Raw genomic sequence first — 12469 nt, forward strand, 5'->3', positions numbered from 1 at the left:
AATGAATTACAAAATACTTCCAATTTATTTTTTTATTAGCTTAACTTTATTTGCACAAACGGAGAAATTAAATCTTACTGTCAATGGTAAAAGCGAATATCAAATTGTTCTTTCTGATTCTGCTTCACACTGGGATTCTCTTACTGCTCAAGAACTAAAAAAATATATTGAAAAAATATCTGGTGCTATCATACCTATTGTTAGCGATGCTCAACCAATGCAGACAAAGGAAATTATAATTGGCAAAAACAATCGTTCAGTTCACATTGATAATTCTTCAATAAAATATGATGGTTTTATAATAAAAACAGAAGGTGAAAAATTATATTTTATTGGTGGTAAGGAAAAAGGAACGCTTAACGCAGTTTATTCATTTTTAGAAAAATATCTCAATTGCAGAATGTATTCTGCTTCTGTTCAAATAATTCCATATCAATCAACAATTACATTGCCCCAAATAAATACTCTGGAAAATCCTGCATTTGAATACAGAGATATTCATTATTATGAAACAACAAAAGATGAATATTGCAGGTGGCACAAGTTAGTTGATTCTCATGATAAAAAACAATGGGGAATGTTTGTTCATACATTTCAAACTTTAGTTCCTCCAGATAAATATTTTGATTCACATCCTGAATATTTTGCTTTGCGTGGAAATATTCGAGTACGTGAACAATTATGTTTAAGCAACCCGGAAGTACTAAAGATTGTAATTAATGAATTAAGAAGAAGAATGACAGAAAATCCACAAGCAAAAATATGGTCAGTATCGCAAAACGATAATTACTCTTATTGTCAATGCCCTGAATGCAGTAAGATTGATGAGCAAGAAGGTTCTCCTTCCGGTTCTATTATAAATTTTGTAAACAAAATTGCAAGAGAATTTCCGGATAAAATCATTTCCACATTAGCTTATCAATACAGCAGAAAAGCACCTAAAAATATAAAGCCAGAAAAAAATGTAAACATTATGCTGTGTTCAATAGAATGTAATCGTACTAAACCTCTAGATGTTGATCCAAACAGTGCAAGCTTTGTAAATGATTTAATAGAATGGTCTAAAATCACAGATAATATTTTTCTATGGGATTATGTTGTTCAGTTTTCAAATTTAATTAGTCCATTTCCTAATTTTCAGGTTCTTCAACCAAATATTCAATTATTTGTAAAACATAATATAAAAATGATATTCCAGCAAGGTGCTGGTAAACGCTGTGCAACAGAATTTGGAGAATTAAGAACTTATTTAATTGCCAAACTTTTATGGGACCCAAATACCAATGTTGATTCCGTAATGAATGATTTTCTTTATGGATATTACGGACCGGCAGGGGAGCACATAAGAGAATACATAGACTTAATGCGTAACGAATTAATAAAATCCGGTCATGATTTATGGATTTATAGCAATCCAGTAGTCCAAATGAATTATTTTCTAACCCCCGAGCTAATGAAAAGATATAAAAAAATTTTTGATGAAGCTGAAAAAACTGTTAAAGACCAGGAAGATTTTCTTAAAAGAGTAAAAATTGCAAGGCTTCCACTTATTTATGCAGAACTAGAACAAGCCAAAGCTACGGCAAAGGATAATAATATTTTGGTGATTAAAAAAAATAAAAACAAATATGAAACCAATCCCTTCATAATATCTTTACTTAATGAATTTGAAAATACAATAAAAGACTTAAATAATGTATTTATACATGAACATGGTTTAACTGCAGAAATTTATATCTCGCGTTATAAATCAATTCTTTCAAAGACAATGTATAATCCAATCGCATTAAATAAGCCTGTTATTTTTCTGACTGAACCAAATTGGAAATACCCAGCTAACAGGAAAAAATCATTAACTGATGGTTTGCGAGGAGATGAAGATCATCTTTTTAACTGGGTTGGTTATGAAGGAAATGATATGGAAGTAATTGTTGACCTCCAAAAAAATCAAACCATAAGAAAAATTAGTATTGCATTTTTACAAAATGTTTTTTCATGGATTTTTTTACCAGAAAAAGTTGAAATAAGTATCTCAAAAGATGGAAATAATTTCAATACAATTTCAGTTATACCAAATACAATCTCAGCAACAAGAAAAGAATTAGAATCGCCAATACATGCTTTCATAAAAGATTTTACTTGCCAAATTAACTCAGTTAAAACAAGGTTTGTAAAAATTAAAGCAACGAGTATCAAAACATGCCCAAGATGGCATCCAGGTTATCCTGATAAAGCCTGGATTTTTACAGATGAAATAATAATCGAATAAATTTTCAAAGGATATACTATGAGCGAAGAAAAAAAAGAATATCTGCATGCTGGTGCAGTAGAAATTTCCAAAGCAATAAAAGAATATTATCCAGAATCCGACCCTCTGGTTCTTTCAAAATTAGAAGAATGGAAAAAGTTAAAATTCGGATTACTGATTCACTGGGCACCATCAAGTCAATGGGGAATTGTTGAATCGTGGTCACTTTGTTCAGAAGATGAAGAATGGTGCAAAAGAAAAATTGATGATTATTGTGAATACAAAAGACAGTATGAAAATTTATACACAACATTTAATCCAATTAATTTTAATCCCGCAAAATGGGCTGAAGCTGCAAAAAATGCTGGTATGAAATATTTTGTATTTACTACAAAACATCATGATGGTTTTTGCATGTTCGATTCAAAATATACTGATTATAAAATTACAAGCATCAAATGTCCATTTCATAAAAATCCAAATGCAAATATTGCCAAAGTCTTATTTGATGAATTTCGCAAACAAGATTTTATGATAGGAGCTTATTTCTCCAAACCTGATTGGCACTCAGATTTTTATTGGTGGCGAAGATTTGCTACTCCAGACCGTAATGTAAATTATGATATCAAAAAATATCCCGAGCGATGGCAAAAGTTCGTTGAATTTACACACAACCAAATTGAAGAATTAATGACAGATTATGGCAAAATAGATATTCTATGGCTCGATGGATGCTGGGTTCGAAGTTATACCGAAGAAGAGCTGAATGAAGAAAGAAAACGAGCAAACTTTAATATCTACAGAATTCAAAATCAAGATATTGATATGCCAGTACTTGTTAAAAAAGCAAGAGCAAAACAACCAGGTTTAATAGTAGTTGACCGTGCCGTTCCAGGAATATATCAAAACTATCTTACTCCAGAAAATCAAATACCAGATAAAGTACTTCCCTATCCATGGGAAACCTGTATGCCAATGACACCAAGCTGGTCATACGAACCCGGTTTGGAATATAAATCAACGAGTCAACTAATTTCTTCTTTAATTAAAATTGTTGCACGCGGTGGTAATTTTTTATTAAACATTGGTCCAAAACCAGACGGTGACTTTGAAGAAGAAGCATATAAAAGACTTTATGAAATTGGCGAATGGATAAAAATAAATGGTGAAGCAATTTACAATACATCTCCGCTTTATCCTTATCAAGAAGAAAATATATTTTTTACAAAACAATCAGATAAAATCAATTATCTTTTCTATTTAGTTAAAGAAAACGAAACAACATTGCCCGATAAAATTGTTCTAAATAAATTTATTCCAAAAGATGTATCATCAATTTCAATTCTTGGAGATAATAGAAATCTGAGCTGGATTATAAGAAATAACCAAACTATAATTTTTATACCTGAAGAAATAAGATTGAATAATCAATATAAATTTGCATTAACAATTAAAATAATAAACTCATGATAGAAAAATGAAAAAGATAATTTTAATATTTTTAATAAGCTTCCTACATACAAATTTATCAGCTCAAAAATTTGATATAGAAAAACCAGAAAATTTCAAAATAATTCTTCCTTCAGATAGTCAAGAAGATATTATTAGAAAAGCTGCTAATGTAATTCCTTCGAAAAGACAATTTGAATGGCAGAGACTTGAATTTATTGGATTCATTCATTTTGGCATTAACACATTTATGGATGTAGAATGGGGATTGAAAGATGCAGATATTACAAAATTTAATCCCACAATGCTTGATTGTAATCAATGGGTTAAGGTCTTTAAAGATGCTGGTATAAAAATGATAATTCTAACTGCCAAGCATCATGATGGATTTTGCTTATGGCCATCTAAATTTACTGATTATAATATTTCAAGAACTCCATATAAAAATGGCAAAGGAGATATTGTTAAAGAACTTTCTGAGGCTTGTAAAAAAGAAGGATTAAAATTTGGCATTTATCTTTCTCCATGGGATATCCATGAAAAATCTTATGGCACAAATGAATACAATGAATTTTTCAAAAATCAATTAACTGAATTACTAACAAATTATGGTGAAATTTCTGAAGTCTGGTTTGATGGAGCATGTGGTGAAGGACCAAATGGGAAAAAACAAATTTACGACTGGCATTCTTACTACGAACTAATTCGTAAATTACAACCCAATGCAGTAATTGCAATTATGGGACCTGATGTAAGGTGGGTCGGAACAGAGTCAGGTTATGGAAGAAAAACTGAATGGAGTGTATTGCCAGGCTCATTAATGAATTTAGAAGAGATTGCTGCTAATTCTCAACAACAAGTTCTTGATGGTGCATTTGTTCCTAAGGATTTAACCGATGAAGATTTAGGAAGCAGAGAAAAAATATTAAAAGCTTCTTCACTAATCTGGTATCCTGCTGAAATTGATGTATCTATTCGCCCCAGATGGTTTTATCATAAAGAAGATGATGACTTTGTCAAAACTCCTTACAAATTATTTGATATATATTTTAATTCAGTTGGACTTAATGGAGTTCTTTTATTAAATGTTCCTCCAGATAAAAATGGGCTAATTCACAAAAACGATATTAAAAGTTTAAGAGGATTACGATATTTATTAGATAAAACCTTTAAGAACAATCTTGCAAAAAATTCTAAAATTATTGTTTCGAATCAGACCAATAAATACAAAATACAAAATATTCTTGATGACAAATATGAAACATATTGGACTACAGACGATTCGATATCAACTGCATGGATTGAGCTACAATTTCCACGAAAAATAACCTTTAATTGTGCAATGCTTCAAGAAAATATTTTAGTTGGCCAACGCATAGAAAAATTTCAAATTAAGTACTGGGGTGATAATTCATGGAAATTTTTAACTGATGGAACAACTGTTGGATATAAAAGATTATTAAAATTCCCGGAAGTAACAACAAATAAAATAAAAATAATAATTGAACAATCGAGAACCAATCCAACACTCTCTTCTTTTGGATTATATTTAACTCCACCAGAAGTTACAATAGAATCTAAAGAAAAAATTTTCAGAGACAGTACAACTGTTAAGATTTCATCAGACCAAAAAAAATCTACTATCTATTATAAACTCAATTCAGATAAATCTTTCAAAAAATATAATAAAGAATTTAAGATTGATAAATCAACAAGTATAACTGCATATGCAGTTTCAGAAAGTGGGAAACGAAGTCTTTCTATCACAGAAACATTCTATAAAGCAAAATATGATATAATCAATAATTTGGAATTCAGCAGTCAATATTCAGGTGGTGGATTATATTCAGTAGTTGATGGTATTTATGGAAGCAGGCATTTCAATGACGGAAGATGGCAGGGATATCACGGAAACGATATTGATATTATAATTGATTTAGGAAGCATTAAAAGTATCAAAAAAGTATCAGTAAATTTTTTGAGAGATATTTTAGCTTATATATTTCTTCCTGAAGAAATTAATTTTTCAGTCTCATTAGATGGAAATATTTTTGAAAATATTTATACATATAAAGAAGAAAATCAAAACAATAATGAAATCCTGATAAAAAATTACGAAGTTGCTGTTAAAGAAATTAAATGCAGATATGTAAGATTAAAAGCAAAAAACATTGGAATTTGTCCAGACTGGCACATTGGTAAAGGTGATAAAGCCTGGTTATTTATTGATGAAATTACAATCGAATAATTATTAAATATTTTCTAGAATCTCAGATTTATTCAAAAATGATAAACCATAATAAAGAATAATTACAAAACTAATTAATGGTATTATGTAAGATGTATTAATACTTCCCGTGAAATCTGATACAAAACCTTGAACTGCAGTTAAAACTGCCCCTCCTAATATTGCCATTATTAATCCAGAACTTCCAATTTTAGTATCTTCTTTCAAATCTTTTATTGCTAATCCAAATATTGTAGGAAACATCAATGACATACAGGCTGAGATTAGTACCAATGCATAAACTCCAATAATTCCACCAGAAAATATTACTATACTGGTCAACAAAATTGCAAAAAATGATAACAGTGATAATAATTTACTTGGATGTAAATATTTCATAAGACCTGTGCAAAGAAATCGAAATCCACCAAATAAAATCAACGAAGCTAAATAATATGTTGCAGCATCTTTCTCATTCAAGTTCAGTTCTTTCATTGTATATCTAATTGTAAAAGACCACACTCCAATTTGTGCTCCTACATAAAAAAATTGTGCAATTACACCTTTTAAGTAATTTTGCTTTTTCAATAGACGTTTTAATGTTTTAATTAATTCAAGATTTGTAGATTCATCAGAGCCGGCTGGCATTTTTATTATTGCAATTAATATCCAGATTATAACAAGAATTAATGCAACTCCTACATAAGGCCCCATCACTGCTTCCAATTCTTGTGCTTGAATTTTTGTCAATTGTTCTTGAGACATCATTTTTCTTTCTGCAGCAGAAGCACTATTCAAATTGCTCAAAATAAAAAGCTGACTTATAAAAATTCCTGAAATTGAACCAATTGGATTGAAGGATTGAGCTAAATTTAATCTCCTAGTTCCCGTTTCAGAAGGACCCATTGCAATTATATAAGGATTAGCTGAAGTTTCTAATATTGATAGCCCGCCTGCGAGAATATAAAGTGCTAAAAGAAAATGATAATAATTCATTGATTTACTCGCTGGATAAAATAATAATGCTCCAATAATATAAAGTCCTAATCCTAATAATACGCCTGACTTATAACTAAACTTTTTTATAAAAATTGCAGCAGGTAATGCTAAACAAAAGTAAGCTCCATAAAAAGCAATTTGAATCCATGATGTCTGAAAATCTGACATACTCATAATTCTCTTAAAAGCAGCTAATAAAGTATCCGTCATATTATTAGCCAACCCCCACCAGGCAAAACAACTTGTGACTAATATAAACGGCAATAAATTCTTTTTCGGTATTAGATTACTCATATTTCTTTTATGAAAAATTTATAATATTATGCAAACAAATAGTCAATTTTTTATAACTATAAAATTTGATTCATAAGGGTTGAGGTCAATCGTAAATATTCTTTTTTTAATTCTTCCTAAAACATCGGATGAATAAACATAATAATTTTTGGGAATCTTAATGCTAACTTTTTTACCACCTGTTTCTCTTAGTACTACATGAATATCATTATTTTCTTCGAGAGGACAAATCATAGAAACTACGATATTCGATATATCTAAGAATGAAAATTTATTATCATGTAATATTCCTTTTTTATCAGAGTTTGACGGTGGCACTATAAATCCAATCATAGGTAATTGAATATTTTCACCAAATAATTCTGCATATGTGGTAGATGTATCAATTGATGAAGTAAATGAGAATTGCCAGCTCAGCTCCCCTTCTTCCCATGCTTTAAAATTTGTTGTCCAGTAATTATTATAAGGCCATGCAAATATGTGCGTAGTTTCTAATTTTGCCAATGGATTATATCTCCCTGTATTTATATTTCCAAACTGCATCAGAGGGCAATCCGGCGATGATAAAATTATTTGATAATTTTTATTGCGAACACTTACATAATTATGCACTGTGTTCCAGTCATTAGATGTTCCCTCTAATTGGTCAACAGAAGCTAACAATTGACTTCCGTGTAAATTAAAGTAAATCTTACCTTCCTGTAATTTATAAGGGAAACTAATGTATAATGCTTCCGGTTCTAAAATTCTCTTTTTTTGAATCTGGTAAACCAAATCTATTCTCTTAACATTTTTTAATAATCTTATATCAATCACAACTAATTCACTATCAACTGTATATCCATTAATTTTGATACTCTTCCAGAATGAATTCTCACTTAAAGGTTCCAATGATACAATAGATAAACTTGATTGTTTAGCTTCTCCCTTCTTATATAATTCCATATTATGTCTATCGGACAAGAATTCTTTTACTAACATTCCAAAACCCCCGAAGGCTTTGTCATCTACTAATTCGAGATTATATTCTTTGTCAATGAGATGTTTTATCTGACCAGTATTTTTATCAATTTCAATGTAATAATATTCGTTTTCAAGTATATTACTTTTTTCCGATGACAGATTACTCTTTATTGTATTTTCTTTTAGTAACAAATTATAACATTTCCAGTTCATTGGAAGGACATCTTCAGCAAAAATTTTTATATATAATCCCTCTGCAATTTGTTTAATTATTTCCGCTTTAATTTCTTTTCCATTTTCATCAATTAATGAAAAAGATTTGGACAAAGGAATAAATTGTTTATCTACAAAAACATCAACATAAGCTGATCTTTTATGATTAGATGTATTAAAGATATATATCTTACAATTATCCTTAGATTTTTCAAGATAAGGCAAAAATAAACTAAGCGATTTTTGTTTTAATAAATATGTTTTCCATTGAGCCTGCCATGAAAATGAAGATTTAGTTAACCATTGTTCAATAGAATTTTTAGAGAATGGTTCAGAAATACTTTCTGCTGCTCCGAATGTATGTTCACCATAAAAAAGCAATTGTTCTTGAATATCATGCAAATCATTCAATAATACTTGAGGAATATTAATTTTATTTAATCTTGCAAGAGAAAGAATTCCCTGTGTAGCTAATAATTGTTTTTGTGTTTTCAATGCAACTGCAGTTTCTCTTGGTGCTGAACCAAATCCATCTGTCCACCAATCAAGCCAGGCCTTTTTATATACTTTTAATTCTTTCGAATACTTTTTTTCAATAATATTAAGAAATTGGGAAATTGTAGCTAATCGAAGACGAGGCGATTCGTATTTATCATTCCATTGTTTTACAATCTCACATGCTTTTATCGATGGAGGTGAATTATCTGTATGATATCCACTAAATTGCATTTCAATTTCATTAAAGGGATATCCACTATTTAGTAAATTTTCGACATACTTGAACAATTCATCTTCAATATATTTAACATCACCTGAAGGATTAGAAATGAAATTTGCACTCATATAATGGTCAGCTCTAAATGCAAGTAATTTATTGCCCGAGAATGTTTCCCAATAAAAAGGAGTTGGATAATTGAAAGGTCTTAATGCACGATGCGGATGCATTCCCATTGAGACATATTTTATGCCTAATTTACTTAAATAATCAACATAAGCCCACGCAATACCATTAACATCATTTTGCATGGCAGTGGAAACAGAAAATCCTGAGCTAATAATTGTTTTCAAAGGTTGTAGTGAGGCAATTAGCATATTCTCATCAAGAATTTCACCAAAATTAAAAGGGAGAGCTGTTATTTCAATTCTTCCTTCTTTTACTCGCTTTTTTAATTTATTAATATATTCATGTGAGCGGCTTTGTAAATACTCTTTAACCGGGTAACTTGCTTCGCAGGTCCAACGAAATTTTGCTTCATCGGGATAATTATCTGTTAAGTCACAATAATCTAGTGCGAGATCAATATATCGTAGATGTTCTGCTAAAATTTCCTGCTGTGGTCGTGTATATCCAATATCTGTATGAGAATGCTGCACTAAAAAAATTTCGAAATGTTTAACAGGAGTTCTAACATATGTATAAGCTAATGTTTTATCTTGAAAGAATATTTTTATTTCTTCAGTTTTTACATCATTTGTTTGTGGCAAAAATATTTCATAATTATTGATTCCATAAGAAGCTATTGTATCAATTGTTCCAGTAAGATATTTTATTGATACAGGACTTAATTTATCTAAAAAGACAAAAGTAATTTGAACTGGTTGTTTTAATTTGCCATTTATTTTTGCTAACGCAGGTATTGGTTTAACTAACAATTCATTTTTTAATGGATATTTATAGACCATTACCCAAGCCTTACTACCCATCTTATGTCCTTTTATAGTAAGATTAATCTGGCTTTTGGGTTTTATATTACCTCGATCAATTTTCAATTCCATAATACCAAATCGATCACCACTTTTATCTACCATAATACCATTAAAAGTTAATTGACTATTATTCACACCTGAGACCGACCAGTTATCTTTATCCCATGAATAGAAAGTTAAAAGTGAATCATTATTAAGATATAAAGTAAAAGGTTGTTCCCCTAAATTACAACCCAATCCAGATAACCAGACAAATACCAAATCACCACTACTCGTTTCCGGGATAAAATCTGTTTGCCAGTTAATAGCCATATTACCATCGGTTGCTCTTGAAATCAAAGCTCTTTTAACATAAGGATGAGGTGAATGATAGTCAATTTCTGAACCTGATATAGATTTATTAAAACCATTAACTAATGTTTGTCCATAACTTACATACAACGGCATAATCAATAAAAACAATATTCTAAAAAGCATAATAACTTACCTCAATAAATTTTGTATTAAATTAAATATCAATTGATGCACATTAACGGTAAAGCGGACCAAAATTTTTGCAAGCTCTAAAATCAGCTCCTTCCAAATCAGAAGTACCAAAAGCACCCCAAACACTTGGTCTAAAAATTCTCTCTCTTGAAACATTGTGCATGTTAACAGGAATCCTCAACATAGATGCAAGTGTTATTAATTTATCTCCTATATGACCATAAGATACTGCAGCATGATTAGCACCCCAATTAAGCATTACTGAATAGACATCTTTAAAAACTCCCTCTCCTGTCAAATTAGGAACAAACCATGTAGTAGGCCATGTTGGGTTAGTTCTTTCCTGCAAAACTTCATCTACATCTTTGGGTAATTCAACTGTAAATCCTTCTGCAAGTTGTAATACAGGTCCCAATCCTTTTATCAAATTAATCCTGCTCATAGTTACAGGCATTCCTCCTTCGGTCAAAAATTGAGAGGAAAAACCACCACCTCTAAAATACTCTTTAATGGCTGGGCACCACTTTGTAGCCTTTAAGCAATCTTCCATTTCTTGATTTGTTATTTCCCAGAAAGGTTTGATAGAGGGTTTATCATTTATTTTTTGTTTGCCTGAACCATCTAATGCAGATGAACCTGAATTAATTAAATGAATAAAACCATTTTCGGCTAATCCTTTAAGTTGCTTACCAGTAACTCTTTTAACAGCATCAGGACTCCAATAGGATCTAACATCAGAAAAGATTTGAGCTGTATTAGTCAATAAATTACCAAATAACATTGCAATACCATTCAAGCTATCATTTTCAGTTGCTACAATAAATGGTTGTCGAATTCCATTCCAGTCAAAAGATGAATTAAGAATAGCTTCTGTAAAATCACCATTTGGCATGAAATCGGTCCATTGTCTTTGTCCCTGAAATCCAGCTGCAATAGCATTATGTCCATTTGATTCTTCAATAAAACCCAAATCAGCAAGCTTTTTATTTCCAATCATTAAATCCCGTATTATCATTGTCATCTTAATAACTGTTTCCCATTCATATTTTTTTCTTTCCTGTGTCGATTTTTCAATGTTGTAATCTTTGCCTTCAACACAATATTTGTTTACCCAGTGTAATGCAGCTTTAAATTCTTCTTCATCATAAATTTTATTGTCAATTCTTCTGATAATTTCACTCATATCAACAAATTCATTTCTCATTCCCAGATATTCTTTAAAGAAGTGAGTGTCAACAATTGAACCTGCTATTCCCATTGAAACTGAGCCAAGTGACAAATATGATTTACCTCTCATTTCTGATACTGCTAAAGCCGATTTTGTAAATAATAATAATTTCTCTTTCACATCATCTGGAATTGCTTCATCATCTTTATCTTGAATATCCTTGCCATAAATTCCAAAAGTTGGAAATCCAAATTGATTATAACCTGCAAGAGCAGCAGCCAAATAAACTGCTCCCGGTCTTTCTGTGCCGTTAAATCCCCATACTGCTTTTGGAATTAATGGCTCTGTATCCATAACTTCTGTTCCATAACACCAACATGGAGTAACAGTTATTGAAACTCCAACATTATTTTTTTTGAATAATTCCGAACATTCAGCAGCTTCTGCAACTCCTCCAATACAAAACTCTGGAATTATACACTCAACTTTCATCCCGTTAGGATGACGTAAATTTTCTTCAATTAGTTTAGCAGTATTTTTTGCCATTTGCATGGTTTGGTTTTCGAGTGATTCTCTTACTCCACCTCTTCTTCCATCAATAACAGGTCTTATTCCAACCTTAGGAGGTTCTCCTTTTAAACGATAAATGAATTTGCTATCAGCTATCATAAATCACCTCTATTTTTTGATTTTAATTTCTTTTTAATACAACTCT

The 12469-nt window shown here is 30.5% G+C and carries 6 protein-coding genes; 3 read left to right on the forward strand and 3 right to left on the reverse strand.

Going from position 1 to position 12469, the window contains the following annotated elements; translation table 11 throughout:
* Position 1: 1 nt before the first annotated feature.
* The 3 genes from VJY32_RS06910 to VJY32_RS06920 are packed head-to-tail and all read left to right on the forward strand — an operon-like array spanning position 2 to position 5945.
* A complete protein-coding gene (locus tag VJY32_RS06910) occupies positions 2-2269 on the forward strand; it encodes a glycoside hydrolase family 20 protein (RefSeq protein ID WP_353677175.1) in 2268 nt (755 codons plus the stop codon).
* An 18-nt stretch (positions 2270-2287) separates the two neighbouring features.
* On the forward strand, positions 2288-3718 hold the full coding sequence (locus VJY32_RS06915) for an alpha-L-fucosidase (protein ID WP_353677176.1): 1431 nt from the start codon (positions 2288-2290) through the stop codon (positions 3716-3718).
* Between the two features lie 7 nt (positions 3719-3725).
* Complete coding sequence (locus tag VJY32_RS06920) at positions 3726-5945, forward strand: alpha-L-fucosidase (RefSeq protein ID WP_353677177.1); 2220 nt, start codon at positions 3726-3728, stop codon at positions 5943-5945.
* A 3-nt stretch (positions 5946-5948) separates the two neighbouring features.
* Here VJY32_RS06920 and fucP read toward each other — a convergent pair whose 3' ends face one another.
* The 3 genes from fucP to VJY32_RS06935 are packed head-to-tail and all read right to left on the reverse strand — an operon-like array spanning position 5949 to position 12423.
* A complete protein-coding gene (fucP, locus tag VJY32_RS06925) occupies positions 5949-7217 on the reverse strand; it encodes an L-fucose:H+ symporter permease (protein WP_353677178.1) in 1269 nt (422 codons plus the stop codon).
* A gap of 42 nt (positions 7218-7259) precedes the next feature.
* A complete protein-coding gene (locus VJY32_RS06930) occupies positions 7260-10577 on the reverse strand; it encodes a glycoside hydrolase family 38 N-terminal domain-containing protein (protein WP_353677179.1) in 3318 nt (1105 codons plus the stop codon).
* A gap of 52 nt (positions 10578-10629) precedes the next feature.
* The gene (locus VJY32_RS06935; protein WP_353677180.1) at positions 10630-12423 is read right to left on the reverse strand and encodes an L-fucose isomerase; all 1794 of its coding nucleotides are present in this window, start codon (positions 12421-12423) and stop codon (positions 10630-10632) included.
* Between the last annotated feature and the right edge of the window lie 46 nt (positions 12424-12469).

Source organism: Rosettibacter primus (assembly GCF_036860675.1).
Lineage (GTDB): Bacteria > Bacteroidota > Ignavibacteria > Ignavibacteriales > Melioribacteraceae > Rosettibacter > Rosettibacter primus.

Excerpts from the sequence above, each read along its gene's own strand:
- VJY32_RS06920 (WP_353677177.1), top strand. The coding sequence starts at position 3,726 with ATGAAAAAGATAATTTTAATATTTTTAATAAGCTTCCTACATACAAAT.
- VJY32_RS06930 (WP_353677179.1), bottom strand. The coding sequence starts at position 10,577 with ATGCTTTTTAGAATATTGTTTTTATTGATTATGCCGTTGTATGTAAGT.
- VJY32_RS06910 (WP_353677175.1), top strand. The coding sequence starts at position 2 with ATGAATTACAAAATACTTCCAATTTATTTTTTTATTAGCTTAACTTTA.
- VJY32_RS06915 (WP_353677176.1), top strand. The coding sequence starts at position 2,288 with ATGAGCGAAGAAAAAAAAGAATATCTGCATGCTGGTGCAGTAGAAATT.
- VJY32_RS06935 (WP_353677180.1), bottom strand. The coding sequence starts at position 12,423 with ATGATAGCTGATAGCAAATTCATTTATCGTTTAAAAGGAGAACCTCCT.
- fucP (WP_353677178.1), bottom strand. The coding sequence starts at position 7,217 with ATGAGTAATCTAATACCGAAAAAGAATTTATTGCCGTTTATATTAGTC.